This is a genomic window from Sphingomonas corticis, from assembly GCF_012035195.1.
In the GTDB taxonomy this organism is placed as follows: Bacteria; Pseudomonadota; Alphaproteobacteria; order Sphingomonadales; family Sphingomonadaceae; genus Sphingomonas; species Sphingomonas corticis.
Window position 1 is genome coordinate 1 of the sequence record NZ_JAAVJH010000017.1, and the last position, 24269, is coordinate 24269.

The following is a 24269-nucleotide window of genomic DNA, read 5'->3' on the forward strand; positions in this document are numbered from 1 at the left end:
GGAAGCCGCCGCCACGGCGGAGGCCGCGCGCGCCGCCGCCGCCAATGCCGCCAACCACGCCGCCGCCGAGGCCGCGCAGGCCGCCGTCGCCGCCGCCGATGCCACGGCGCGCGCCGCGGAGGCCGAGCGCGCCGCGGCCGCCGACGCCGCGGCGGAGACCGAGCGACTCCGCTTCGAAGCGCAGAAGGTGGCGGCGGGCGATGCGGCACGTCAGGCGGCCGAAGCGGCGGCCCGGGCCGCCGAGGACGCGGCACGCGGCAACGATCCCGCGGCGCAGGCTGCCGCCGACCGTGCCGCACGCGACGCCGCCAGGGCCGCCGAGCAGGCCGCGCAGGCCGCCGCCGCCGCGGATGCCGCCACGCGCGAGAAGGCGTCGCGCGAAACGATGAAGGCGCTGGCGCAGCAGATCGCCGACGCCGCGAAGGCGGCGCTCGCCGCCGCGCATGACGCCGCCGTCAAGGCCAACGGCGATGCCGCGAAGGAGGCGGAGAAGGCCGCGCGCGACGCCGCGATGGCCGCGGATAAGGCGAACAAGGCGGCCGAGGACGCCGCCCGCGCCAATGCGGACAAGGCCGCGAAGGAAGCGGAGAAGGCCGCGCAGGACAAGGCGGCGGAGAAGGCCGCCAAGGACGCCGAGAAGGCCGCGCGGGAGGCGGAGAAAGCCGCGCAGGACAAGGCCGCCAAAGACGCGGAGAAGGCCGCGCGGGAGGCGGAGATGGCCGCCGCCAAGGCCGCCGAGGATGCCGCCAAGGCGCAGGAGAAGGCGGCCAAGGACGCGCAGAAGACCGCCGACCAACTGCTGAAGGATGCGACCAAGGCCGCGGACCAGGTGGTCAAGGACACCGGGAAGCAGGCCGAGGAAGCCGCGAAGAAGCTGGAGGAGCTGCTGAAGGGGAAGAAGGGTTGAGCGCGGGCCGCGAAGCCGACCTTCGCGAGACGCAGCGCCTGAAGGTCTTTCGCGTGGCGCAGGTCGGCGTGGCGCCGGCGACGGCGCGCTGCCACATCCTGAACCTGTCGCGGGCGGGAGCGCTGATCGACTGCCGCGACGGCGCTGCGCCGCGCGCGACGGTGACGCTGGCGGCGAGCGGCTTCGCGCGCGACGCCGCGGTGCGCTGGCGCGAGGGGACGCGGATGGGCGTCCGCTTCCACCTTCCGCTCGAGGAACAGGAGCTGCTGGCCGCGCTGTAGCCTTCGTCAGTGGCGGAGCACCCGTCCGATCGCCCGCGCGACCCGGCGCAGGTCGATCGGCTTCTGGCAGCGCGCGGTTCCGTCGAACCGGACGGGCACGGCCGTATTCTCGTAGCCGGTGGTGAAGACGAACGGCACCGCTCGCTCGATCAGCAGGTCGGCGGCGGCGAAAGCCATCTCGCCGCGCAGGTTCACGTCGAGGATCGCGCCGTCGAGCGACGATCCGCCGCGGATCAGTGCCAGCGCCCCGTCGAGGTCCGCCACCGGGCCGACGACCACCGCGCCCGCCTCGCGCAGATCGGTCGCGATCTCGTCCGCCAGGAAATATTCGTCCTCGACCACCAGGATCCGGCACCCCTCCAATCCGGCGTCAGCCATGGCCGCCCGCTCCCCCGCCGGTGCTGGCCGAGACCGGGACGGAGATGGTGCAATGCACGCCGTCCGGCCCGAGCACGTAGGTGGTCCTGGCGCTCAGCTGATAGGGCAGCGCCTTCTCGATCAGCTCGCGTCCCTGCCCGGTGCCCAGCGGCTCGGCGCCCGACGCGGGCATGACGACGCCGCGCTCGCGCCAGTCGATGTGCAGCCACGGCAGCCCGCCCTCGCCGACGGGCTCGTGCGTCCAGCCGACGGTCAGGCTGGACCTGGGCTGGCCGAGCGCGCCGTACTTGACCGCGTTGGTGGCCAGTTCGTGGATTGCCATGGCCAGCGTCTGCACGGTCGACGAGCGCAGGCGCACGCCCGCCGGCCCGTCCAGCACCACCCGGTCGCGATCGCCGCGCAGCGCGGACAGTTCGGTCTCGATCAGATCGTCGAAGGTGACGCGGTCGTGCTCGGTCAGGCGGGACAGCAGCCCCTGCACGCGCGACAGCGCCTCCAGCCGGTCGCGGAAGCGGTGGCGGAAATCGTCCAGGTCGCCGCTGCTGCGCGCGGTCTTGTCCGCGACCGAACGCACCACGCCCATCAGGTTGCGGGTGCGATGCTGCAATTCCGCCACCAGCACGCGCTGGCTCTCCTGCAACTCGCGCAGGTCGTGGATGTCGGTGGAGGTGCCCAGCCACTCGACGATCGTGCCGTCCGCGTCGCGGACGGGCGCGGCACGGGTCTGGAACCAGCGGCAGGTGCCGTCGGCCTGGCCGCAGATCCGGTATTCCAGCTGGAACCGCCCCGTTGCCGCCGCCTCGGTCCAGGCGGCGCTGGCACGATCGCGATCTTCGGGATCGAGGGCGTCGAGCCAGCCCCAGCCACGGCTGTCCGCGTCGTCCTGTCCGGTATAGGCCTGCCATTGCGGGCTTGCCCACGTCCAGACGCCGGTTTCGCTCGCGCGGAAGGCCAGCTGCGGCATCCCTTCGACCAGCGATCGGAAACGCAATTCGCTACTGGCCAGCGCCGCGTTCTTCTCCCCCAGCTCGCGCGTGCGTTCGTTCACGCGCTCGTCCAGCACGCGATTGCTCTCGTGCAGGCTGGTGTTGGCGACCTCCAGCTCCTCGGTGAGGACCTGCATCTCCTCCAGCGCGACGCGAAGTTCCTCCTGCTCACTCGCCGCCGCCATCCGGTCCGCGTCCGGCAAGCCGCCCGCGCCCTGCTTCGCCTGATCGTAGAGGGTGGTCACCGCCTGAAGGTCGCGCGCCTGCACCGTCAGCTGCCGCAGCAACCGCGCGCGATCCTCGGCAAGCCGCGAGACCTCGTCCTGCGCTGCCTCCAGTGCGGTGCGCAGCTGCTCGATCTCGTCGGCGAGACGAGCGACCTCGTCGTTCCTGCGCCCCGACTGATGCTCGCGCATAGGATTACCTCGAGCCCCCCCTCAGACAACGCGGAAACAACACTTTAGCCCAACGCGCGGCACTTCATAAGTCCAAGCCGCGTTGGAGCGGGGACGGGAGGCGGCCATGCCGACGAAGGACATCATCGCGATCGGCTCTTCCGCCGGGGGGATCGACGCACTGACGCGTCTGTGCGCCGGGCTGCCGGCGGACCTGCCGGCCAGCGTCTTCATCGCGCAGCACATCTCGCCCACCTCGCGCAGCGTGCTGCCGCAGCTGCTGGCGCGGGCCGGACCGTTGCCCGCCTCGTCGCCGGTGGACGGGCAGCGGTTCGAGCGCGGCCACATCTACGTCGCGCCGCCCGACCACCACCTGCTGCTGCGCGAGGGGCGGTTGTTGATCCGCCGCGGCCCGTACGAGAACCGCACCCGCCCGGCGGTGAACGCGCTGTTCCGGTCGGCGGCGGTCGCGTACGGCGCGCGCGTGATCGGCGTCGTGCTGACGGGGCTGCTGGACGACGGGACCGAGGGGCTGATCGCGATCAAGGCCGCCGGCGGCACGTCAGTGGTGCAGGATCCCGACGACGCGGAATGGCCGTCGATGCCGCGCAACGCGGTGATGCGCGATCATGTCGATCGCGTCGCCCCGCTGGCCGCGCTTCCCGCCCTCCTCGCCGAACTCGCCGCGAGCGAGGCGGGCCCCACCATCCCGCTGCCCTCCGACTATCGCACCGAGGACCGCATCGCCGCACAGGAGTTCGCCGTGACGGAAACGGAAATCGAGACGCCGGGCACGCCGAGCCACCTGTCGTGTCCGGACTGTGGCGGCGTGCTGAACCAGATCGAGGCGGAACACGAGGTGCGCTTCCGCTGCCAGGTCGGCCACGCCTTCACGCCGCTGGGCCTGGCGGATGCGCAGAGCGAGGAGCTGGAGCGCGCGCTGAGCATCGCGGTGCGCACGCACCGCGACCGGCTGCGCCTGTTCGAGCAGATGCATGACAGCGCAGAGGCGCGCGGCCTGTCACACGCCAGCCGGCGCTGGCGGCTGGCGCGCGAGGAATCGGCGCAGATGCTGGCCGCGCTGGAACAGGCGACCAGCGTGTTGCGCAAGCCGCGGGCAGACGGCGAAGCGTAGGTTCACTCGCCGCCGTCGCGCCCCGCGGCGTCGTCGAACCCGGGCTGGAGGCACGTCAGCCGCACCTCGCGCTCGATCTCGCCCTGTTCGAACCGCGCCTGCGAGCGTCGCAGCGCCGCGGCCATCGCCTCGTCGGACAGATCGTCGGCTGCACGGTCGAAGCGCGCCCTCGATCGCGCCAGCCGACGCAGGCTGGCCTCGATCCGGCCGTGCGAGCGCGCCATCGCCGCGGTTGCCGCCGCCAGCCTGGCCGCGATGCCGGAAGGGCCGCTGCCCACGCCTAGCCCCGCGGCGTCACGCGGCGGGCAGCTGCTGGCGGTCGCTGGTGTCGTGGACCACCGCGACCAGGATGCGGGGCACCTCCTCGCCGTAATATTGCACGCAGATCTCGGCGGGATATTCACGGCCGTCCACCGCGCGGATGACGGTCTCGACGACGATCTCCGGCTTCTCGCCCGCGATCAGCGGCTCGAACAGGCGCTTCAACTCGTCCATGCCGACCGACGGCATCACGTCGGCCAGCGTCATCTGCGTCAGCTGCGTGGCGGTGCATCCCAGCTTCTTCTCGGCGCCGCGATTGGACAGGGTGAAGTGGAGCGTGTCGGGATCGAGGAAGTAGATCTCGTTCAGCGCCTGACCCATGATGCGGCCGAGATAGCGGGTGTAATCCTCGCGCCGCCGCTCCTCGGTGATGTCCTCGAACGCGATCACCATGCCGGCGTCCTCGGCGGAGAGCGGGGCGACCCGCACGCGGCACAGGATCGGCCGGCCGCGCCGGTCCACGCCCTCCAGCACCTGTTCCGCCGCTTCGCGACCCGACTGCACCGTCAGCAGGTCGCCGCGCAGCAGGTGGACGGGAAAACCGATGTCGAGCGCGTCGAATGCGGTGCCCACCACCTCTTCCGCGCGCAGGCCCCAGGCGTTCTCGCTCCACCGGTTCCAGCTGCGCACGACATGCGCGGCGTCGATCACCACCACGCCGACGTTCATCGAGCGCAGCACGGACTCGAGATAGGTCTTGTAGCTGACCGCCTGCTCCGCCTGGAGCCGCAGCTCCTCGTTGGTCGATTCCATCTCCTCGTTGGAGGAGCGCGCCTCCTCGTTGATCGTCTCGAGTTCCTCGTTCGTCGACTGGAGCTCCTCGTTGGTGGTCTCCAGCTCCTCGTTCGTCGACTGGAGCTCCTCGTTGGTCGTCTCCAGTTCCTCGTTGGCGGATTGCAGTTCCTCGATCGACTGCTCCAGGCTCTCCTGCGCCGCCTCCAGCTCGCGCTGCATGGCGTGGATCTGGGTGGTGTTGGTGAAGGACAGCAGCGAGGCGTAGACGCTGCCGTCCTGCGGGTGGAACAGCGGGCGAAGCTCAATCGTCAGCCGGATCGTCTCCGCCGGCGACTGGTGGTATTCCTGGTGCTCCAGCCGGATCACGCGCCGCTCGCGCATCGCCTGCTCGATCGGCGCGCGCAGTTCCAGCGGGCGGTAGGAGATGGGCAGGTCCTGAAACGGGCGGCCGATGTCCGCCTCGCCCACGCTCACCAGCTGGCGCGCGGCCGCGTTCGCCAGCGCGACCTTCCCCGCCTCGTCGATCACGAGATAGGCGGTCCCCGCCTCGTTCAGCACGGTTTCGGCCAGCAACATCTGCGGCGGTGCGTCGCCGCGATCGGCGCGCGCCACGGGCAGCGTGTTGCCCGCGGTGCGCCGCCATTCCTGCGGCACCTTGGCGAAGATCCGGTGCCGCATCTCCACCGGGCGGAACAGCGCGGAACGGGCGAGCTGCGTCTCCGCCTTGCCGAGGAACAGGAAGCCGTCGGGCGCGAGCGCGTAGTGGAGCCGCGGCAGCACCACGTCCTGCGTCTCCGATTCCAGGTAGATCAGCAGGTTGCGACACACGAGCAGGTCGATCCGGCTGATCGGTGCATCGCGCACCACGTTGTGCTGGCCGAAAATGACGCAGCGGCGCACCTCGCGGTTGAAGACGTAGTGATGGTTCGTCCGCTCGAAATACCGGTCGAGCAGGTCGGGCGGCACCCCTTCCACGTCGCGCGCGGTGTAGGTGGCGGCGCGCGCGGTCTTCAGCGCCTCCTCGTCCAGGTCGGTGGCGTAGATCTTCACCCGCTCGCAGAACGTCTGCAGGCCCAGCGCCTCGGCGAACAGCATCGCGATCGAATAAGGCTCCTCCCCGCTGGCGCAGCCGACGCTCCAGACGCGGATCGCGCGCTGGTCCCCCGCGGTCGCGACGATTTCCGGCACGACGTCGGTCTTCAGCACCTCCCACGCATCGGGATCGCGGAAGAAGGAGGTGACGTTGATGAGGACGGTGTTGAGCAGGTCCTCGAACTCGCCGGGATGCACCTCGAGGTGCGCCTGATAGGCGGCGAAGTCCTCCACGCCGACCGCCTCCATGCGGATCGCGATGCGGCGGCGCAGGCTGGTGCGCTTGTAGCCGCGGAAATCGAGCCCGCGGCTCTCCTGGATGTAGCGCAGCAGGTCTTCGAACTGCGGTTCGGGTACGGATTTCTCGGCCATGCCACTTTCCGATAAGCGCTGCGGAAGAGGGTGCCGGCCGGGTGCGTCTATCGGCCGGAACCGCCGCTCGCCAGAGCGTCGTGTCCCTTCTCCTGTAGCGGCTTGGCGGCAAGGAAGCGACGGCGTAGGTTGGCGCGAGTGAGCGATGCGGCCGACCTTCCCGCCATCCTGATCGCGGAGGACCGCGCGATCATCGCGGCCAAGATACGGCGCGACCTTCAGCAGGCGGGATATGCCGTCGCGGCCGTCGCCGGAACGATCGCGGAGGCGGAGGCGGCGGCGCAGCGGCTGCCGATCCGCGGCGCGGTGCTCGACGTCGACCTGCGCGGCGAGCCGGTCTATTCCGTCGCCGCGATCCTGCTGGCGCGCCGTCTCCCGTTCCTGTTCCTCACCGGTTACGGCCGCGCCGCGCTGCCGCGCGAGTGGCAGGGGGTGCCGCTGCTGGAGAAGCCGTTCACCGGCGCCGCGCTGTCGGCCGCGCTGCGCCGTGCCATGAGCGGGGTGCGCCCCGCCCCGCTGCCGCGCACCGTCACCACGCCGACGATCCGACGCGCGTGGGACCATATGCGCCACAACCGCGACCTGCTGACGGAGCAGCGCGCCTGGACGGAGTTGCACCGGGCCGCAAGGGGCTGACCGGCCGCCCGCGTCACTTGGCAGGGGGGCCGCGCATCTCGCGATCGATCTCGCGCTGCTGCGCCCTCCTCACCGACGCCTCGATCAGAGCGGCCTGTCGCAGGGGGTCCATCTCTCGCACGGAGAGTTCGAAGTCCGGCAGGCTGTGCGTCCTCATGATGATCTGCGCGGTCCGCTCGATCCGCTCGCGCGACCGCCCGATGGCGTCGCGCGACGCGGCCGCCAACGCCCGGCTGCGCGCCACCATCCAGACCGATTCAAGAAGCAGTGCGGGCGGCATCTGCTTCTTGTAGCCCGATTATTGATCGAAGTCAGCCTGTCGACCGCTCCTGTCGCCGGTGGCCGCAGGGTGGCGCCGATGATCCGCGGTTCGCCGGGCGTGCCCAGGACCAGAGCCGAAGCGCCCGCCCGCACCCTCACGTCGTGAAGGTCGTCGGCCTCGAACAGCACGCGCCTTCAGGGCAGAAGCAGAGACGCATCGCCGTAGGAGTAGAAACGGTAGCCATTCTCGATGGCATGGGCGTAGGCCGCCTTCATCACATCCAGCCCCATCAGTGCCGACACCAGCATGAACAGCGTCGATCGCGGCAGGTGGAAGTTCGTTAGCAGGCCGTCGATCCCGCGGAAGCGGTAGCCCGGGGTGATGAAGATCGCGGTGTCGCCCTCGAACGGGCGGATGGTGCCGTCCTCGTCCGCGGCGCTCTCGATCAGGCGCAGGCTGGTGGTGCCGACCGCAATCACGCGCCCGCCGCCCGCGCGCACCGCGTTCAGTTCGGCGGCGGTGGCGGGGTCGAGGCGGCCCCATTCGGCGTGCATGGCGTGGTCGTCCGTGTCCTCCGCCTTCACCGGCAGGAACGTGCCCGCGCCGACGTGCAGCGTCAGCGTGCGATGGGCGATGCCCGCGGCGTCCAGCGCGGCCATCAGCGCGGGCGTGAAGTGCAGCGCCGCCGTCGGCGCGGCGACGGCGCCTGGCTGCGCGGCGAACATCGTTTGGTAATCGTCGGCGTCGCGCGCGTCGGGCGTGCGCTTTCCCGCGATATAGGGGGGCAGCGGCATCCGCCCGGCCCGCTCCAGCAGCAGCTCCACCGGCTCCTCGCCCAGGAAGTCGAGCGACAGGCTGCCGTCGGTGTGGCGCGTCGCCACGCGTGCCGACACGTCGGCGTCGAACGCGACGACGTCGCCGTCACGCAGGCGGCGGGCATTGCGCACGAACGCCTGCCAGCGGCGCGGACCCTCGCGCTTGTGCAGCGTCACGCCCACCCGCGCCTCGCCGCGGCGCCCGTCGAGCTGCGCGGGGATGACGCGGGTGTCGTTGAACACCAGCATGTCCCCGACGCGCAGCAGCGAGGGCAGCTCGGCGACGACGCGGTCCGCCATCCCGCTTCGGTCGACATGCAGCAGCCGCGCCGCGTCGCGCGGCACGGCCGGGCGCAGCGCGATCCGCTCCGGCGGCAGCGCGAAATCGAACAGGTCGACCTGCATGTCGCCTCAGCGGCGGCGCGCGGGAGCCTTGCGCGCCGGCGCGGGCGCCTTCGCCGCGGTGCCGGGAAGCGTCGGCAGCGTCGCCGCGGGCGGCGCGGCGGCGGGCGCGGCGACGAAGGGCGGCGGGTTGTCGCTGGCGATATAGGCGTGGACGATGCGCGTCGGATCGGCGGGCGGCTCGCCCTTCTCGATCGCGTCGACATAGGCCATGCCCTCGATGACGCGGCCGAAGATGGTGTACTTGCGATCGAGCTGCAGCCGCGGCTGGAGGACGATGTAGAACTGGCTGTTGGCGCTGTTCTCGTCCTGCGCGCGCGCCGCTGCCACCGCGCCGCGCACGTGGGGCAGCGCGTTGAACTCCGCCTTCAGGTCGGGCAGCGTCGATCCGCCGGTGCCGTCGCCCTTGGGATCGCCGCCCTGGGCCATGAACCCCTCGATCACGCGGTGGAAGGTCAGGCCGTCGTAGAAGCGCTGGCGCGTCAGCGTCTTGATCCGCTCCACCGCCAGCGGCGCGACGTCCGGCCGCAACCAGATGCGCACGCGCCCGCCGGTCGACAGATCCAGCAGCCAGGTGTTGGCGGGATCGTTGATCGCCGGCGTGGGAACGGGCGCCGCCGCAGGGGTCGGGGTGGCCGTTGGCGGCGTGGCGGCGGGTTCCGCCGGAGCCTGCGTCGTCGTCACCGGCCCGGGCGCGGCGGGCGGCGTCTGCGCCGCGGCGGGTGGGGTCAACGTGAAGGCGAGCGACGCGGCGAGGATGGCGAACGGACGCATGGCGACTTTCGATGGGAAGGTGCAGGGATCTGGCGCGCGGTCTAGAACAGATCGCCGCTTGCGCCAACGTGAATGGATCGCGTCAGCTGCCGCGCCGCCCGATCCGGTCGATGCGCGCGACCACCTCCTCGCGCACGGCGGGGGTCACGAACTTGGCGATCTCGCCGCCGTAGATCGCGATCTCCTTCACCAGCTTGGACGCGATCGGCTGAAGGCTGACGTCGGCCATCAGGAAGACGGTCTCGATCCGCGCGTTCAGCTGCTGGTTCATGCCCGCCATCTGGTACTCGTACTCGAAATCGGCGACCGCGCGCAGGCCGCGCACGATCACGCTCGCGCCCTCGCGCTCGGCGAAGTCCATCAGCAGCGAATCGAAGGTGACGACGCGGATGTCGCCGTCCAGCGCCGCGACCTCGCGCTCGACGGTGGCGATCCGCTCCTCCACGGTGAACATCGGCGACTTGCTGGGGTTCGTCGTCACGCCGACCACCAGCGTATCGACCAGCTTCGCGCCGCGGCGGATGATGTCCATGTGGCCGAGCGTCAGCGGGTCGAACGTGCCGGGATAGACGCCGATGCGAGCCTTCATTCAGCGGTCCCTCTCGATCACGTAGCGGGCGATGGCGCGAAGCAGGTCGGCCTCGCGGCCGTAGTGGCGCAAATGGTCGATTGCCTGATCGACCAGCAGGCGCGACTGCGCGCGCGCGCGCTCGATGCCGAGGAGGGAGACGAAGGTCTCCTTCCCCTGCTCGCCGTCCTTGCGCAGCTTCTTGCCGGCCAGCTCCTCATCGCCTTCCACGTCCATCAGGTCGTCGACGATCTGGAAGGCGAGGCCGAGGTCGTGCGCGTAGCCGCGCAGCGAGCGGCGGCCGTCCTCGGCCACGCGGCCCAGGATCGCACCCGCCTCCACCGCCGCGGCGATCAGCGCGCCGGTCTTCATCTGCTGCAACCGGGTGACGGTGCCGAGGTCGAAGCTGCCTCCGTCCGCGGCCAGGTCCATCGCCTGCCCCCCGGCCATGCCGGCGGGACCGGACGCGCGGGCGAGATCGGCCACCAGCTCGGCACGCACGAACGGGTCGGGGTGCGTCGCCGGGTCCGCCAGCACCTCGAAGGCGAGCGCGTGGAGGCAGTCGCCCGCCAGCACCGCGGTTGCCTCGTCATAGGCCTTGTGGACGGTCGCCTTGCCGTGGCGCAGGTCGTCGTCGTCCATCGCGGGCAGGTCGTCGTGGATCAGCGAGTAGACGTGGATCGCCTCCAGCGCCACCGCCACGCGTCCGGCGGCCTCGCGCGAGACGTCGAACAGGCGCGCGGTGGCATGGACCAGCAGCGGGCGCAGCCGCTTGCCGCCGCCGATCGCGGCGTGTCGCATCGCCTGGTACAGCCGCGCCCGCGCGTCGTCGGGCACCGGCAGCAGCGAGTCGAAGCGGGAGTCGACATCGGTCTGCACCTCCGCCAGCGCATTGCGAAGCAGGGGATCGTTCATCCGGCAGCGAACGGCGTCGTGCCGGCGGGCGCACCATCGGCGCCCAGCCGGATCGATTCGATCCGCGCCTGCGCTGCGTCCAGCCGGGCCGCGCAATGCGCCCGCAGCGCGCTGCCGCGTTCGTAGAGGGCGATGGCGTCGTCCAGCGGGGTGTCACCCGATTCCAGCCGGCCGACGATCTGTTCCAGCTCCTTCAATGCCGCTTCGAACGACAGGCTATCGACGGCGGCGGGGGGCGGCTGATCCATGCGCGCGGCTATGGGGCACGCGCCATATCACGGTCAAGAAGAGCGCCTTGCCCGCCCGTTCCTACCATCCCTCCGCCGCACGCACCTCGGCGATCAGGTCCTTGCGGCTCAGCTTGCCGATCATCGTCTTGGGCAGCGCGTCGCGCACCACCACCGCGTCGGCGCGCTCGTGCTTGCCTACTTGCGGGTTGAGCCAGTCGCGAAGGACCACGCCGTCCGTCGCCGGGGCATCCGCCTCCAGCGTGACATAGGCGCGCACCCGTTCGCCCGAATAGGCGTCAGGAATGCCGATCACGAGCGCCTCGCGCACCGCGGGATGCTGGTGCAGCACCGTCTCGATCCGGCTGGGGAAGACCTTGAACCCGCCGACCGCGATCATGTCCTTCAGCCGGTCGACGATCGTGACATAGCCGTCGGCGTCGATCGTGCCGACGTCGCCGGTGCGCAGCCAGCCGTCGACGAAGGCGGCGTCGTCCGCCTCCGCGCGGTTCCAATAGCCCGCCATCACCTGCGGCCCGGCGGCGACGATCTCGCCCGGCTGACCGGCGGGCGCCGGGCGGCGGGGATCCTCCTTGTCGACAAGGCGCAGCCAGGTGCCGGGGATCGGCTGGCCGATCGTGCCGGGCTTCTGCTCGCCCTCGTAGGGATTCACCGTCAGCACGCCCGCGCTCTCCGACAGGCCGTACCCCTCGACCAGCGTCGATCCCGTCGCCGCCTCCCACCGCGCCTTCAGATCCGCGTTCAGCGCGGCGCCGCCGGAGATGCACGTGCGCAGCGAGGAGAGGTCCGTGCGCGCCAGCCGCGGGTGATCCAGCAGCGCCTGGTACATCGTCGGCACGCCGGGCAGCGCGGTCGCCTTCGTCCGCGCGATCGCGGCCAGCGCCTGCCCCGCGTCGAAGCGCGGCAGCAGCACGATCTCGCCCCCCGTCACGATCGTGCGGTTCATGACGCAGGTATTGGCGAAGACGTGGAACAGCGGCAGCACGCCGAGAATGCGGTCCGGCAGGTCGAAATGGGGATCGAGGCCGGCCACCTGCCGCGCGTTGGCCGCGACGTTGGCATGGGTCAGCACCGCGCCCTTGGGCGTGCCGGTGGTGCCGCCGGTGTACTGGATCAGCGCGGCGTCGCGGACGGGCTGAATCGCCGCCGCCGGATGCGCGCCGTCATTGTCGATCAGCGCGGAGAAGGCGGTGACGCGCGGGTCGGCGGGCCGTGTCGACACCTCCTTGCCACGGAACAGGCGGTAGAACAGCGACTTGCCGCCGGGCAGCGCGCCCGCCACCGAGCCGACCACGACCCGCTCCAGCGAGCTCTTCCCCAGTACCGCAAGCGCGGTCGGCAGTAGCGCGGTAGCGGACAGGGTGAACAGCAGCCGGGTGCCCGAATCCTCCACCTGGTGGACCAGCTCGTCCACCGAGTAGAGCGGCGAGAAGTTCACCACGGTCGCGCCCAGCCGCAGCGCACCGAAATAGGCGGCGAGGTAATGCGGCACGTTGGGTAGGAACATGCCGATCCGATCGCCCTTGCCATAGCCCATCCGGGCGAGCCCCGTCGCCACCCGCCGGGTGCCGTCGGCCACCTCCGCATAGCTGTAGCGGCGGCCCATGAAGTCGATCAGCGGCCGTGCGGCGTGACGGCGGGCGCTGTTGTCGAACAATGCCGTCATCGACAGCGGCGGCACCGCCGTCGTCCACGGCCGGGGGTGGCGATAGCCGGCGCGCCAGTCGTGATGGTCCGTCATTGACACACGTGTAAGCGACGGGCGCCCCGCGTCAACAACTCGGGCGATCAGCGGACCAGTCGCTCCGCGGCGAAGGTCGCGGCGGCGGCCAACGCGTCCAGCGGCGGCGCCAGCGCGGCATCGATCCGCGGCGCATGGCCGCCATCGAAGGCGATGGAGAGCGTGCCGAAGGTCGGCTCGTCCCGGTTGGCGACGACCAGCAGCGCCAGCGCGGCGGCGGCGACGGCGGCACGGCGACGACGGTAGTTCGGCTGCTGGTCCATCGGATCCTCCTGCCCGACGCCATAGACCATAAACGGCCGTCGCGACAGGGCCCGCGGGGTCAGGCGGCCAGCGCGGGCGTGGCCCAGCGCACGCGGTCGCGGCCCGCCTGCTTGGCCTCGAGCAGCGCCTGGTCGGCGCGGCGGTACAGCCGCGCCCAGTCGCTTTCCGAGGCGACCACCGCCGCCTCGCTGCCGAGCGAGGCGGTGACGGTGAGATCGTAGGGCATTCGCGTCGCGCGCACCGCGTCCAGCACCTCTTGCGCCATCGCGTGGTCGTCGTCCGGCGCCAGGATGGCGAACTCCTCACCGCCGATGCGGGCCACCAGCGCGGGGGCGGGCGCCGCCGCCCGCAAGGCGCGGGCGAAGCGGCGCAGCACCTCGTCGCCGCGATCGTGCCCCAACGTGTCGTTGATGCGCTTGAAATGGTCGATGTCGGCCAGCACGAGGCGGCGCCGCTCCCGCCCGCCGATCGCCTCGCGCAGGAAGGCGCGGCGGTTGAGCAGCCCGGTCAGCGGGTCGGTGTCGGCCAGCGCCCGCGCCGCCGCCTCCCCCGCCATCGCCGCGTCACGCTCGTGCATCAGCAGGCGGATGCGATAGCTGATCGCGATGGCGGACATCAGCGCCTCCACGGTCATCGACGCCAGAGTCGAATTGTCGAGCAGGAAGCTGAGCTGCACGAAGCCGAACACGGAGGCGACGCGCACCGCGGCGAAGGCGATCGGCGCCGCCCAGGCGAGCGTGAAGATCCACAGATGGTTGCTGCGCAGCCGCCACGCCCGCCACATCACCGCGGCGGTGAACGCCATCAGCACGAGGAAGGAGCCGCCGTACAGCGCGTCGAGCAGCCGCGCCTGCCACGGTGCGAGCAGCGCGAAGGCGATGCCGGCGGTGCCCAGCAGCGCGCACACCGCCACCGCCACACGTCCCGTCGCGCCGCGGAAGACGCGCGGCTCGAAGAACCAGCGCGCGAAGGCGACCGCCAGGATGCCGGTGGTCGCCAGCAGCAGGTAGTTGAGCCGGATGCGATCGGTGTTCGCGATGTCGATCCACCACGTCACCGCGCCCGAGGACGAGGCGGCATAGCCCGCCATCGCCACCAGCATCGCGCAATAGGCGAGCTGGAAGCGGTGCCGCAGGACGACGAAGAGCGACAGGTTGTAGACGACCAGCGCGAGGCTGAGGCCGCCGAATGCGGCGTACAGCGTGCCGAGCAGCAGGTTCGATCGCACCGCCTGTTCCGGCGTCGCGACGCGCGGATCGGCGACGATGCCGCGGATGTTGGTGGCGCCCTCCACCTTCCACAGCGCGGCGAGCGCGGGCACGCCGCGCACCGGGATCGGATCCTCGAACATCGCCCCCAGCTGGAGCGAGCGTGCGGCCGCGCGATCGTCGCGCACCCGGCTGACGGTCGCGCCGTCGGCGTAGAGGATCGTCAGCGTGGAGCGCCGCTGCCACAGGCTGGCGCTGCGCAGGCGGCGCGGCTCGGTGCCCGCACCCTGCGGCAGACGCGGGGCGAGGACGAAGAAGTCGCCCGCGCCGAAGCGCTGCTGCCGCGTCGCGCAATCGTAGCGGGGGTGCAGCGCCAGCATCTCCCGCGCGCCCTCGCCGGCGCGTGCCGGGGCGACGCAGACCGCGACGCGCGCGCCCACTTCGGCGTTCTGCGCCGTCGCCGGCGAGACCGCCAGTGCCAGCCACACGGCCACAAGCAGCTTCAGGAATCGACGCGGCCCCATGCCGTGGGGCCTAGGGGGCGGATCGACAATTTTGCGTAAACCGCGCGGTGACGACGGATACGGCGCGCGGTCGAAGGGGGGCGGAGCGGCCGCGCCGGGCCGCCCCGCCGGGTCGCCTACGCCTTCACCGGCGCGGCGCGTCCGCCCTTCTTCTTGCCGGGCCGCTTCTTCGGCGCGGCGCCCTCCATCGCGAAGGACAGGGCATTGTCCTTCAGCTTCACCGTCACCTCGCCGCCGTGGACCAGCTTGCCGAACAGCAGCTCCTCGGCCAGCGGCTGCTTGATCTTCTCCTGGATCAGGCGGCCCATCGGACGCGCGCCGTAGAGCTTGTCGTAGCCCTTCTCGGTCAGCCACGCCTTTGCCTCGTCGTCCAGCTTGATGTGGACGTCGCGGTCGGCGAGCTGGAGCTCGAGCTGCAGGACGAACTTGTCCACCACGCGGGCGACCACTTCCGGCGGCAGGTAGCCGAACGGCACGATCGCATCCAGGCGGTTGCGGAACTCCGGCGTGAACATCCGCTGCACCGCCTGCTCGTCCTCGCCCTCGCGCGTCAGGTTGCCGAAGCCCAGCGTCTCGCGCGCCATGTCGCTGGCGCCCGCGTTCGTCGTCATGATGAGGATGACGTTGCGGAAGTCGACGGTCTTGCCGTGCTGGTCGGTCAGGCGCCCGTTGTCCATCACCTGCAACAGGATGTTGAACAGATCGGGATGCGCCTTCTCGATCTCGTCCAGCAGCAGCACGCAGTGCGGGTTCTGGTCCACCGCGTCGGTCAGAAGGCCGCCCTGGTCGAAGCCGACGTACCCGGGGGGTGCACCGATCAGCCGGCTGACCGAATGCCGCTCCATATACTCGCTCATGTCGAAACGCTGGAGCGGGATGCCCATGATCTGCGACAGCTGCTTGGCGACCTCGGTCTTGCCGACGCCGGTCGGGCCGGTGAACAGGTAGTTGCCGATCGGCTTCTCCGGATCGCGCAGCCCCGCGCGGGACAGTTTGATCGCGCTGGCCAGGTTCTCGATCGCCTTGTTCTGCCCGAACACGACGCGCTTCAGGTCGGTCTCGAGATGCTCCAGCACCTTCTTGTCGTCGGTACTGACGCTCTTCGGCGGGATACGCGCCATGGTCGCGATCACGGCCTCGATCTCGCGCGCGGTGATCGTCTTCTTCCGCTTGGCGGGCGCCACCAGCATCTGCATCGCGCCCACCTCGTCGATCACGTCGATCGCCTTGTCGGGCAGCTTGCGGTCGTTGATGTAGCGCGCCGACAGCTCCACCGCGCTCTTGATCGCGTCGGGCGTGTACTTGACGCTGTGATGCGTCTCGAACGCGGAGCGCAGCCCGGCGAGGATCTTGATCGTGTCCTCGATCGAAGGCTCGTTGACGTCGATCTTCTGGAAACGGCGCAGCAGCGCGCGGTCCTTCTCGAAGTGGTTGCGGAATTCCTTGTACGTGGTCGATCCGATGCAGCGGATCGTGCCGCCCGACAGCGCCGGCTTCAGCAGGTTGGACGCGTCCATCGCCCCGCCGCTGGTCGCGCCGGCGCCGATGACGGTGTGGATCTCGTCGATGAAGAGCACCGCGTGCGGCAGCTTCTCCAGCTCGTTGACGACCGCCTTCAGCCGCTCCTCGAAATCGCCGCGATAGCGCGTGCCGGCCAGCAGCGCGCCCATGTCGAGCGAGTAGATCACCGCGGGCTTGAGCACGTCGGGCACGTCGCCCTCGACGATCTTGCGCGCCAGCCCCTCGGCGATGGCGGTCTTGCCGACGCCGGGATCGCCCACGTAGAGCGGGTTGTTCTTCGACCGGCGGCACAGGATCTGGATCGTCCGGTCGACCTCGGCCATGCGGCCGATCAGCGGGTCGACCTTGCCGACCTTCGCCTTCTCGTTCAGGTCGACGGTGAACTGCTTCAGCGCGCTCTCGCCCTTCTTGCCGCCGGCGTCCGCCTTCTCCTTCTTCTCCTCCTCGCCCGCGCCCTTGGCGCTGGTCGCCTCGGGCGTGGCGCTGCCCTTGCCGACGCCGTGGCTGATGAAGCTGACCGCGTCGAGGCGGCTCATGTCCTGCTGCTGGAGGAAGTAGACGGCGTAGCTCTCCCGCTCGGAAAACAGCGCGACGAGAACGTTGGCGCCGGTCACCTCGTCCCGACCGGACGACTGGACGTGCAGGATCGCGCGCTGGACGACGCGCTGGAACCCGCTGGTCGGCGAGGGATCGGTCGCCCCCTCCACCTTCAGCGCGCCGAGTTCGGTGTCGAGATAATGGGCGACGGTGGTCTTCAGCTCCGCCAGTTCCACGCCGCACGCGCTCATCACCTGACCGGCATGTTCGTCGTCGACCAGGGCGAGCAGCAGGTGCTCGAGCGTCGCATATTCGTGGCGGCGCGAGGAAGCGGCTTCCAGCGCCTTGTGGAGCGTGGTTTCGAGGGCGCTCGCGAAAGAGGGCATTACGGTACTCCGATCGAACCGCGGGGGAGGCGCGGCTCCTTTCCACCTATGTCGGAAGGCAGGGCCCCCGCATCAAGCGGGACACCAACGCACCGGCGGCGATCGGGTCGCGGGGCCGGTGCGCCTGCGTTCACGACTTGAACAGCGCGTCGGCGCTGGCGCGATGCTGCGCCGCGCCGTCGATCCGGCGGCGGCAGCGCGCGACCTCCGCCTCCAGCGCGATGATCCTGGCCTCCAGCTCGGCGACGGACAGACGATCCAGGTCCTGCGCCAGCAGCGCGGCCAGCGGATCGCCCGGGCGCGGGCCGAGGATGTCGTCGAGGTCCACGAGCGCGAACGTTGACCCGCGCCGGGGCGAAGTCAATAAGCGCGTCGCGGGCGGTGCGACGAGGCACGGTCGAGGACGGGCAGACGCATGAACGACGTGCCGAAGACGATGCGGGCGATCGATCCGGAGGCGCCGGGCGGGCCGGAGGTGCTGGTGCCGGTGGAGCGCCCCGTGCCGCGGCCGGCGCCGGGCGAGGTGCTGGTCCGCGTCGCCGCGGCGGGCGTCAACCGACCGGACGTGCTGCAGCGCCGCGGCCACTATCCTCCCCCGCCGGGCGCGCCGTCGACGCTGGGGCTGGAGTTCGCAGGCGAAGTGGTCGCGCTGGGCGAGGGCGCGGAGCCGGCGCTGCTGGGCCAGCTTGTGTGCGCGCTGGTGGCGGGCGGCGGCTATGCCGAATATGCGGTGGCACCCGCGGACCAGTGCCTGCCCGTGCCCGCCGCGCTCACCGCGGTGGAGGCGGCGGCGCTGCCGGAGACGCTCTACACCGTGTGGACCAACCTGTTCGAGCGCGGCTTCGCGACCGAGGGCGATACCGTGCTGGTCCATGGCGGCACCAGCGGCATCGGCACGATGGCGATCGCGCTGGCGCGCGCCTTCGGCCTGAGGATCATCGTCACCGCCGGTTCGCCGGAGAAGGTTGCCGCCGCGCTGGCGCTGGGCGCCCACCACGCGATCGACTATCGCGCGGAGGATTTCGTCGCGCGGGTGAAGGAGATCACCGGCGGTCGCGGGTGTGCGGTCGTGCTGGACATGGTCGGCGGCGACTACGTGCCGCGCAACCTGCAATGCCTGGCCGACGACGGGCGCCACGTCTCCATCGCGGTGCAGGGCGGCGCGTCGGCGACGATTCCGCTGTTCGACGTCATGCGCCGCCGCCTGACGCTGACGGGATCGACGCTGCGCGCGCGCGAGGCCGGCTTCAAGGCGCTGGTGACGGACGAGATCGCACGCACGGTGTGGCCGCATGTGGAGGCCGGGCGGGTGAAGCCGGTGATCGACTGCACCTACCCGCTGGCCGAGGCCGCGGCGGCGCACGCCCGCATGGAGGCGGGGGACCATGTCGGCAAGATCGTGCTGACGATGGCGCGCGACTGACGCCCGCCGGCCTGCACCCCGCGGGCCGAAAACGAGAGAACGGGCCGCACCGACGCCGGCACGACCCGTTCCCCCTGCCATCGGCGTGGCGATCAGTTGCTGTCGCTGTCGTCGTCGTCGTCCGAGGTCAGCACCAGCACGCCTGCGGTCAGCGCCGCCAGGATGCCGATGTTGATGAGCGTCGACGACCCGACGTCCGCGCCGATGCGGCTTGCCTTCGGTGCCTTGGACGCCGCGCGCGCGACGGACAGCGACGCGGCCCCGTTCGCCGGCGCGGGTGCGGCGGGCGCGGCGCTGGCGGCGGTGGAAACGGCGAGAAGAGCCGACCCGGCGAGGATCGAGATGATGCGCATGTTGGTGTCTCCCTGTCGCGTGCTCCCTTCGCCGCCCGGCTGGCCGAGTCAACGGGGCGCGCGTGGCGCGACGGCTAAAGCACCGACGTGTTGCACTTGTGCGACATGATTGTCGCCGAACCGGCATGATCGCGCCACGCGATTGTCACCGTGCCGCGACGCCGGTGTAACATCGCCGCGCTACGCCGCCGGCAGGATCACGCGGGAACCTGCCATGCCGACCGCCACCATCGCCCGCCTCTCGCCCCGTGCGCGGCCCAGCCGGCCGGAGGCGAGCGTTTCGCGCACGCGCTACCGCACCATCTTCATCAGCGACGTCCACCTGGGCAGCCGCGGGTGCAACGCCGACCTGCTGATCGACTTCCTCGACCATGTCGACAGCGAGACGATGTACCTGGTCGGCGACATCATCGACGGGTGGCAGCTGAAGCGCCGCTTCTTCTGGCCGGCCGCGCACAACGACGTCATCTGGCGGCTGATGAAGCGGGCGCGGCGGGGCACGCGCATGATCTACATCCCCGGCAACCACGACGAGATGTTCCGCCAGTTCGCCGGCCTCGACTTCGGCGGGATACAGATCCGGCGCAAGGCGATCCACGAGACCGCCGACGGGCGTCGCCTGCTGGTGCTCCACGGGGACGAGTTCGACGCGATCACGCTGTCGCACCGCTGGCTCGCCCATGTCGGCGACGCCGCCTACACGCTGCTGATGGCGCTGAACCGCCGGGTCAGCGCGGTGCGGCGGCGCTTCGGCATGCCCTATTGGTCGCTCAGCAAGCACGCCAAGGCGAAGGTGAAGAACGCGGTCGCCTTCATTTCCCGGTTCGAGGAGATCGTCGCGGAGGCGGCGGGCGCGCGCGGCGTCCACGGCGTGGTGTGCGGTCACATCCACACCGCCGATATGCGCGAGATCGCCGGCGTCGCCTATTACAACGACGGCGATTGGGTGGAGAGCTGCACCGCGCTGGTCGAACATCACGACGGCCGGATGGAGGTGCTGCACTGGGCCGACGTCATCGCCGCGCGGGCGGCGAGCGAGGTGGTCGCCGCAGTGACGATCGCGGCGTGATGGGCATTCTTCTCCACATCCACAATCCCCTCCCCGTTCGTGCTGAGCTTGTCGAAGTCCGTGCCACGGGCACGCACTTCGACAAGCTCAGTGCGAACGGCAGCTAGTGGCCTTCTCGATGCCCTGGGGCAAAATCGCATGAGGATCGCAATCGTCACCGACGCCTGGGCGCCGCAGGTGAACGGCGTGGTGCGCACGCTGACCGCCACGCGCGCGGCGCTGGTCGCGATGGGGCACGAGGTCATGGTGGTCTCGCCCGACCTGTTCCGCTCCGTCCCCTGCCCCACCTATCCCGAGATCCGGCTCGCACTGGCCCCGCGCGGCGTCGGGCAGCGGCTGGCGGCGTTCGCGCCGGACGCGATCCACCTGTCGACGGAGGGGCCGCTGTGCCTCGCCGCGCGGCACTGGTGCCTGACGCGCGGCCTGCCGTTCACCACCGCCTATCACACGCAGTTCCCCGACTATGTCGCGGCGCGCACCGGGCTGCGGCCGGAATGGGTGTGGAGCTACATCCGCTGGTTCCACCGTCCCGCCGCCGCGGTGCTGGCGGCGACGCCCTCGGTCGAGGCGACGCTCCGCGCGCACGGCATCGCGCAGGTGCGCCGCTGGGGCCGCGGCGTCGACCGGGCGCTGTTCCGCACCACGGGGCCGCGCGACGCGGCGATGGCCGCGCTGCCCGGTCCGGTCCTGCTCCACGTCGGCCGCGTGGCGGTGGAGAAGAACATCGCCGCCTTCCTGTCGCTGGACGTGTCCGGCACGAAGGTGGTGGTGGGCGACGGCCCCGCGCGCGCTGCGCTGGCCGCGCGATTCCCTGGCGCGCTGTTCCTGGGCCAGCGCGGCGGCGAGGCGCTGGCGGCCTGTTACCGCGCGGCCGATGCGCTCGTCTTCCCCAGCCTGACCGACACCTTCGGCCTGGTCATGGCGGAGGCGATGGCGTGCGGCACCCCGGTCGCCGCCTTTCCGGTGGCCGGGCCGCTCGACGTGCTGGCCGGGGGCGGCGGCGCGATGAACGCGGACCTTGCCCGTGCGGTCTCCGCCGCGCTCGCGCTCGACCGGGCGGCGGTGGCGCGCCGAGGCGCCCGCTTCGACTGGACCGCGGCCGCGTGCCAGTTCCTCGCCGCGCTCGCTCCCCTGCCGCCCGACCGCCTCGCCGCCTGACGACTTGCCCTCGCGGCGCGACCGCACTAAGTCTGCCGCCGTACAGGCCGCTCCGCGCAGGGGCGGCCGTTTTACGTTTTCAGGAGTTCCGCATGGCCCAGCCGCTCATGCCCCACGCCACCGCTTCCTGGCTGGTCGACAATACCGCGCTCTCCTTCGAGCAGATCGCCGACTTCTGCGGCCTCCACATCCTCGAAGTGCAGGCGATCGCGGACGACACCGCCGCGACGAAGCTGACCGGGCGCGATCCCGTGCGCGCGCACGAGGTGACGCAGGAGGAGATCGACAAGGCGCAGGCCGATCCCGACTATCGCATGACGATGACCAAGGGGCCGGAGCAGGTGCGCCGCACCAAGGGCCCGCGCTACACCCCGGTCAGCAAGCGGCAGGACAAGCCGGACGGCATCGCCTGGATCATCCGCAACCATCCGGAGATCACCGACGGGCAGATCAGCCAGCTGATCGGCACCACGCGCACCACGATCGCGGCGATCCGCGACCGCAGCCACTGGAACATCGCCAACATCACGCCAAAGGACCCGGTGACGCTGGGCCTGACGTCGCAGCGCGAGCTGGACGCCGCGGTGTCGAAGGCGGCGAAGGCGGCGGGGATCGAGAACGCGCCGACCGACACGCGGCTGGACGGCGACCGCGAGGCGCTGATCGCCTCGCTGCGTGCCGAGCGCGAGCAGGCCGCGCGCGATGCCGAGCACGCGGGCGAGGATGCGCCGACGCTGCCGGGCGGGTTCGTCGATCCGTTCCGGCGCTGAGCCGCGCATCCCGATCCGTTTGGGCTGAGCGAAGTCGAAGCCCATGCGTTGTGCGTGCCCTTCGACTTCGCTCAGGGCGAACGGGGGTTGGAGGGAGCCGCTGAAGCCACGCCCGACTGTCGTTGGTGCTGAGCTTGTCGTCGCATTGTTCGTCATTCTCGGAGCGCCCTGCACGGCGCGCTAAGCCGATCGCTTCACTTGCGCCCGCCGGCCTGATAGCGTCGCGCGCATGGCAACCCACTACCAGCGCGCATTGATCGGCGACGAGAGCCTGACGCCCACCAGCGCCGCCGGCCTCACCTTCCCGTTCGGCGACCGCGCGCCGCAGCCGGGCGAGCTGCTGACCGTCGCCCCCGGCATCCGTTGGTGGCGGGTGCCGATGTCGGGACCGCTGAAGCACGTCAACGGCCTGATCCTCGACGACGGTGAGGGCGTGATGGCGATCGACACCGGCACCGCGTCCCCACGCTCGACCGAGGCGTGGAACGCGATCCTCGACGGGCCGCTGGCCGGAACGCCCGTCACGCGCATCCTGTGCACGCACATGCACCCCGACCACATCGGTCTCGCCGGCTGGCTCGCGCGCCGCTTCGACGCGCCCATCCTGATGACGCGGACCGAGTGGCTGATGGCGCGGATGCTGTCGTCGGACCAGCGCGACCGGGTGCCCGACGAGCAGATCGACTTCTGGCGCGGCTGCGGCTGGAGCGAGGAGCAGATCGCGAGCGCGGAAAAGGGCGGGTTTGCCCGGTTCGGCAAGATGATCGCGCGGCTGCCGCTCGGCTACACGCGCATCGTCGATGGCGAGGTCTTGACGATCGGCGGCGCACGATGGCGCGTGGTGGTCGGCAGCGGCCACTCGCCCGAGCACGCCTGCCTGCTGGACGAGGAGCGCCGCATCCTGATCGCGGGCGACCAGGTGCTGCCGCGGATCAGCTCCAACGTGTCGCTCCACGTCAACGAGCCGGGCGCCGACCCGCTGGGCGAGTGGCTGGCGTCGATCGCGCGCTTTCGCCGGCTGCCCGACGACCTTCTGGTGCTGCCGGGACACGGCGATCCGTTCACCGGCCTCCATGCCCGGCTCGATGCGCTGGAGCGGGAGCATCTCGACCGGCTGGAGGCGCTCCACGCGCATCTCGCCGAGCCGCGCCGTGCGGTGGATTGTTTCGCGCAGCTGTTCCGTCGCCCGATCGGACCGGACGTGATCGGCATGGCCACGGGCGAGACGCTGGCGCACCTGCGCCGTCTGGAGGTGACGGGACGGGCGGTGCGCACCACGCGCGACGGCGTGTGGTGGTATTCGCGCGCCTGAAGCCCCATGTAACGGGCGTGCGCCGTCCCCAGCCCCAGATCATCCGCGTCGTCGACCTCGAGACCACCGGCTCCGCCCCGCCCGCCCACGCGGTGTGCGAGGTCGGCTGGCAGGACGTGGCACTGGGCGAGGACGGGCGCTGGGAATTGTACGGCGAAGGCGGCAACATCCTCGTCAATCCCGGCCGCTCGATGCCGCCGATCACGCAGGCGGTGCACCACATCCGCGACGAGGACGTGGCCGACGCGCCGTGGTGGCACGACGTCGCGCGGCAGGTGCTCGATCCCTATCCGCGCCGCGTCGCGCTGGCGGCGCATCGCTCCGCGTTCGAGGAGCAATTCTGTACGCCCGCGCTGACCCACGGCGCCGATTGGATCTGCACGTGGAAGTGCGCGCTGCGGCTGTGGCCGGATTCACCCAGCTTCTCCAACCAGGTGCTGCGCTACTGGCGCAAGCCGCACGGGCTGGTGCACGAGCGCGGCCTGCCCGCGCACCGCGCCTTTCCCGACGCCTATGTCACCGCGCACCACCTGCGCGACCAGTTGAACGAGGCGTCGGTGGCGCAGCTGATCGAGTGGACCAAGGCGCCAGGCCTGCTGCCGCGCGTCCGCTACGGCCCCGATCGCGGCAAGGACTGGCGCGAGATCGAGGAGGAGAGCCTGGTCAAGTTCCTGACCGACCGCGATCCCGACATCCGCTTCACCGCGGAAACGGAGATGGCGCGTCGGCGCGGCGGCGGCCACGTCGGGCGCGCCACCGCGCAGGAGCTGCTGCTGTGACA

26 protein-coding genes are annotated in these 24269 nt (G+C 71.1%); 10 read left to right on the forward strand and 16 right to left on the reverse strand.

Annotated elements, in window-relative coordinates; translation table 11 throughout:
- Together HBH26_RS17495 and HBH26_RS17500 are read left to right on the forward strand one after the other, a co-directional pair.
- Window positions 1-907: hypothetical protein (locus tag HBH26_RS17495; RefSeq protein WP_420824997.1), on the forward strand; the 907-nt coding region annotated here is incomplete at its 5' end.
- Entirely contained in the window at window positions 904-1188 is a 285-nt protein-coding gene (locus HBH26_RS17500; protein ID WP_168135936.1) for a PilZ domain-containing protein, read from the forward strand. The genes HBH26_RS17495 and HBH26_RS17500, both read left to right, overlap by 4 nt.
- A gap of 6 nt (window positions 1189-1194) precedes the next feature.
- On the opposite strand, the gene HBH26_RS17505 is transcribed toward HBH26_RS17500, so the two are convergent.
- Window positions 1195-1566, reverse strand: a complete 372-nt coding sequence (locus HBH26_RS17505; protein WP_168135937.1) for a response regulator — start codon at window positions 1564-1566, stop codon at window positions 1195-1197.
- Window positions 1559-2968 (reverse strand): sensor histidine kinase, encoded by a 1410-nt coding sequence (locus tag HBH26_RS17510; RefSeq protein ID WP_168135938.1) that lies wholly within the window; start codon window positions 2966-2968, stop codon window positions 1559-1561. Before HBH26_RS17510 ends, HBH26_RS17505 begins: the two co-directional genes overlap by 8 nt.
- A 106-nt stretch (window positions 2969-3074) precedes the next feature.
- On the opposite strand from HBH26_RS17510, the gene HBH26_RS17515 reads away from it, so the two are divergent.
- A complete protein-coding gene (locus HBH26_RS17515; RefSeq protein WP_168135939.1) occupies window positions 3075-4082 on the forward strand; it encodes a chemotaxis protein CheB in 1008 nt (335 codons plus the stop codon).
- Between the two features lie 2 nt (window positions 4083-4084).
- On the opposite strand, the gene HBH26_RS17520 is transcribed toward HBH26_RS17515, so the two are convergent.
- Both HBH26_RS17520 and HBH26_RS17525 read right to left on the reverse strand, forming a co-directional pair.
- Window positions 4085-4360 carry a hypothetical protein gene (locus HBH26_RS17520; protein WP_168135940.1) on the reverse strand — a complete coding sequence of 92 codons (276 nt, stop codon included), beginning with the start codon at window positions 4358-4360 and terminating at the stop codon, window positions 4085-4087.
- A 16-nt stretch (window positions 4361-4376) separates the two neighbouring features.
- Window positions 4377-6602, reverse strand: a complete 2226-nt coding sequence (locus HBH26_RS17525; protein ID WP_168135941.1) for a CheR family methyltransferase — start codon at window positions 6600-6602, stop codon at window positions 4377-4379.
- 138 nt (window positions 6603-6740) lie between these two features.
- Between HBH26_RS17525 and HBH26_RS17530 the strand changes: the two genes are divergently transcribed.
- Window positions 6741-7238: a response regulator gene (locus HBH26_RS17530; RefSeq protein ID WP_168135942.1), complete on the forward strand. Its 498-nt coding sequence runs from the start codon at window positions 6741-6743 to the stop codon at window positions 7236-7238.
- Window positions 7239-7251: 13 nt separating this feature from the next.
- Here HBH26_RS17530 and HBH26_RS17535 read toward each other — a convergent pair whose 3' ends face one another.
- The 11 genes from HBH26_RS17535 to HBH26_RS17585 all read right to left on the reverse strand — a co-directional run bounded on the left by HBH26_RS17535 (window position 7252) and on the right by HBH26_RS17585 (window position 17731).
- Window positions 7252-7518 (reverse strand): hypothetical protein, encoded by a 267-nt coding sequence (locus HBH26_RS17535; RefSeq protein WP_168135943.1) that lies wholly within the window; start codon window positions 7516-7518, stop codon window positions 7252-7254.
- A gap of 176 nt (window positions 7519-7694) precedes the next feature.
- On the reverse strand, window positions 7695-8720 hold the full coding sequence (queA, locus tag HBH26_RS17540) for a tRNA preQ1(34) S-adenosylmethionine ribosyltransferase-isomerase QueA (RefSeq protein ID WP_168135944.1): 1026 nt from the start codon (window positions 8718-8720) through the stop codon (window positions 7695-7697).
- A 6-nt stretch (window positions 8721-8726) separates the two neighbouring features.
- Window positions 8727-9491 (reverse strand): peptidylprolyl isomerase, encoded by a 765-nt coding sequence (locus HBH26_RS17545; protein ID WP_168135945.1) that lies wholly within the window; start codon window positions 9489-9491, stop codon window positions 8727-8729.
- 82 nt (window positions 9492-9573) lie between these two features.
- A complete protein-coding gene (coaD, locus tag HBH26_RS17550) occupies window positions 9574-10080 on the reverse strand; it encodes a pantetheine-phosphate adenylyltransferase (protein WP_168135946.1) in 507 nt (168 codons plus the stop codon).
- Window positions 10081-10974: a polyprenyl synthetase family protein gene (locus HBH26_RS17555; RefSeq protein ID WP_168135947.1), complete on the reverse strand. Its 894-nt coding sequence runs from the start codon at window positions 10972-10974 to the stop codon at window positions 10081-10083.
- Window positions 10971-11222 carry an exodeoxyribonuclease VII small subunit gene (locus HBH26_RS17560; RefSeq protein WP_168135948.1) on the reverse strand — a complete coding sequence of 84 codons (252 nt, stop codon included), beginning with the start codon at window positions 11220-11222 and terminating at the stop codon, window positions 10971-10973. Before HBH26_RS17560 ends, HBH26_RS17555 begins: the two co-directional genes overlap by 4 nt.
- A gap of 61 nt (window positions 11223-11283) precedes the next feature.
- The gene (locus HBH26_RS17565; protein WP_239024907.1) at window positions 11284-12963 is read right to left on the reverse strand and encodes an AMP-binding protein; all 1680 of its coding nucleotides are present in this window, start codon (window positions 12961-12963) and stop codon (window positions 11284-11286) included.
- A gap of 47 nt (window positions 12964-13010) precedes the next feature.
- Window positions 13011-13226, reverse strand: coding sequence for a hypothetical protein (locus HBH26_RS17570; RefSeq protein WP_168135949.1), 216 nt, complete (start codon window positions 13224-13226; stop codon window positions 13011-13013).
- A gap of 59 nt (window positions 13227-13285) precedes the next feature.
- Complete coding sequence (locus HBH26_RS17575) at window positions 13286-14959, reverse strand: GGDEF domain-containing protein (protein ID WP_168135950.1); 1674 nt, start codon at window positions 14957-14959, stop codon at window positions 13286-13288.
- A 116-nt stretch (window positions 14960-15075) separates the two neighbouring features.
- Window positions 15076-17403, reverse strand: a complete 2328-nt coding sequence (clpA, locus tag HBH26_RS17580) for an ATP-dependent Clp protease ATP-binding subunit ClpA (protein WP_168135951.1) — start codon at window positions 17401-17403, stop codon at window positions 15076-15078.
- Between the two features lie 130 nt (window positions 17404-17533).
- The gene (locus HBH26_RS17585; RefSeq protein ID WP_168135952.1) at window positions 17534-17731 is read right to left on the reverse strand and encodes a DUF1192 family protein; all 198 of its coding nucleotides are present in this window, start codon (window positions 17729-17731) and stop codon (window positions 17534-17536) included.
- Window positions 17732-17818: 87 nt separating this feature from the next.
- Between HBH26_RS17585 and HBH26_RS17590 the strand changes: the two genes are divergently transcribed.
- The gene (locus HBH26_RS17590; RefSeq protein ID WP_209308660.1) at window positions 17819-18826 is read left to right on the forward strand and encodes an NAD(P)H-quinone oxidoreductase; all 1008 of its coding nucleotides are present in this window, start codon (window positions 17819-17821) and stop codon (window positions 18824-18826) included.
- Window positions 18827-18918: 92 nt separating this feature from the next.
- On the opposite strand, the gene HBH26_RS17595 is transcribed toward HBH26_RS17590, so the two are convergent.
- A complete protein-coding gene (locus HBH26_RS17595; RefSeq protein WP_168135953.1) occupies window positions 18919-19179 on the reverse strand; it encodes a hypothetical protein in 261 nt (86 codons plus the stop codon).
- Between the two features lie 214 nt (window positions 19180-19393).
- On the opposite strand from HBH26_RS17595, the gene HBH26_RS17600 reads away from it, so the two are divergent.
- The 5 genes from HBH26_RS17600 to HBH26_RS17620 all read left to right on the forward strand — a co-directional run bounded on the left by HBH26_RS17600 (window position 19394) and on the right by HBH26_RS17620 (window position 24267).
- On the forward strand, window positions 19394-20248 hold the full coding sequence (locus HBH26_RS17600; protein WP_168135954.1) for a UDP-2,3-diacylglucosamine diphosphatase: 855 nt from the start codon (window positions 19394-19396) through the stop codon (window positions 20246-20248).
- Between the two features lie 138 nt (window positions 20249-20386).
- The gene (locus HBH26_RS17605) at window positions 20387-21406 is read left to right on the forward strand and encodes a glycosyltransferase family 4 protein (RefSeq protein ID WP_168135955.1); all 1020 of its coding nucleotides are present in this window, start codon (window positions 20387-20389) and stop codon (window positions 21404-21406) included.
- A gap of 92 nt (window positions 21407-21498) precedes the next feature.
- Complete coding sequence (locus HBH26_RS17610; RefSeq protein WP_168135956.1) at window positions 21499-22176, forward strand: DUF1013 domain-containing protein; 678 nt, start codon at window positions 21499-21501, stop codon at window positions 22174-22176.
- A gap of 229 nt (window positions 22177-22405) precedes the next feature.
- The gene (locus tag HBH26_RS17615) at window positions 22406-23488 is read left to right on the forward strand and encodes an MBL fold metallo-hydrolase (RefSeq protein ID WP_168135957.1); all 1083 of its coding nucleotides are present in this window, start codon (window positions 22406-22408) and stop codon (window positions 23486-23488) included.
- Between the two features lie 17 nt (window positions 23489-23505).
- Window positions 23506-24267, forward strand: coding sequence for an exonuclease domain-containing protein (locus HBH26_RS17620; RefSeq protein ID WP_168135958.1), 762 nt, complete (start codon window positions 23506-23508; stop codon window positions 24265-24267).
- Window positions 24268-24269 lie beyond the last annotated feature (2 nt).

What these genes read in the sequence shown, in the direction of transcription:
- HBH26_RS17575 (WP_168135950.1), bottom strand. Translation starts at nt 14,959, where the DNA reads ATGGGGCCGCGTCGATTCCTGAAGCTGCTTGTGGCCGTGTGGCTGGCA.
- queA (WP_168135944.1), bottom strand. Translation starts at nt 8,720, where the DNA reads ATGCAGGTCGACCTGTTCGATTTCGCGCTGCCGCCGGAGCGGATCGCG.
- HBH26_RS17605 (WP_168135955.1), top strand. Translation starts at nt 20,387, where the DNA reads ATGAGGATCGCAATCGTCACCGACGCCTGGGCGCCGCAGGTGAACGGC.
- HBH26_RS17555 (WP_168135947.1), bottom strand. Translation starts at nt 10,974, where the DNA reads ATGAACGATCCCCTGCTTCGCAATGCGCTGGCGGAGGTGCAGACCGAT.
- coaD (WP_168135946.1), bottom strand. Translation starts at nt 10,080, where the DNA reads ATGAAGGCTCGCATCGGCGTCTATCCCGGCACGTTCGACCCGCTGACG.
- HBH26_RS17525 (WP_168135941.1), bottom strand. Translation starts at nt 6,602, where the DNA reads ATGGCCGAGAAATCCGTACCCGAACCGCAGTTCGAAGACCTGCTGCGC.
- HBH26_RS17570 (WP_168135949.1), bottom strand. Translation starts at nt 13,226, where the DNA reads ATGGACCAGCAGCCGAACTACCGTCGTCGCCGTGCCGCCGTCGCCGCC.
- HBH26_RS17505 (WP_168135937.1), bottom strand. Translation starts at nt 1,566, where the DNA reads ATGGCTGACGCCGGATTGGAGGGGTGCCGGATCCTGGTGGTCGAGGAC.
- HBH26_RS17545 (WP_168135945.1), bottom strand. Translation starts at nt 9,491, where the DNA reads ATGCGTCCGTTCGCCATCCTCGCCGCGTCGCTCGCCTTCACGTTGACC.
- HBH26_RS17535 (WP_168135943.1), bottom strand. Translation starts at nt 7,518, where the DNA reads ATGCCGCCCGCACTGCTTCTTGAATCGGTCTGGATGGTGGCGCGCAGC.
- HBH26_RS17615 (WP_168135957.1), top strand. Translation starts at nt 22,406, where the DNA reads ATGGCAACCCACTACCAGCGCGCATTGATCGGCGACGAGAGCCTGACG.
- HBH26_RS17590 (WP_209308660.1), top strand. Translation starts at nt 17,819, where the DNA reads ATGAACGACGTGCCGAAGACGATGCGGGCGATCGATCCGGAGGCGCCG.
- HBH26_RS17600 (WP_168135954.1), top strand. Translation starts at nt 19,394, where the DNA reads ATGCCGACCGCCACCATCGCCCGCCTCTCGCCCCGTGCGCGGCCCAGC.
- clpA (WP_168135951.1), bottom strand. Translation starts at nt 17,403, where the DNA reads ATGCCCTCTTTCGCGAGCGCCCTCGAAACCACGCTCCACAAGGCGCTG.
- HBH26_RS17595 (WP_168135953.1), bottom strand. Translation starts at nt 19,179, where the DNA reads ATGCGCATCATCTCGATCCTCGCCGGGTCGGCTCTTCTCGCCGTTTCC.
- HBH26_RS17560 (WP_168135948.1), bottom strand. Translation starts at nt 11,222, where the DNA reads ATGGATCAGCCGCCCCCCGCCGCCGTCGATAGCCTGTCGTTCGAAGCG.
- HBH26_RS17515 (WP_168135939.1), top strand. Translation starts at nt 3,075, where the DNA reads ATGCCGACGAAGGACATCATCGCGATCGGCTCTTCCGCCGGGGGGATC.
- HBH26_RS17565 (WP_239024907.1), bottom strand. Translation starts at nt 12,963, where the DNA reads ATGACGGACCATCACGACTGGCGCGCCGGCTATCGCCACCCCCGGCCG.
- HBH26_RS17510 (WP_168135938.1), bottom strand. Translation starts at nt 2,968, where the DNA reads ATGCGCGAGCATCAGTCGGGGCGCAGGAACGACGAGGTCGCTCGTCTC.
- HBH26_RS17610 (WP_168135956.1), top strand. Translation starts at nt 21,499, where the DNA reads ATGGCCCAGCCGCTCATGCCCCACGCCACCGCTTCCTGGCTGGTCGAC.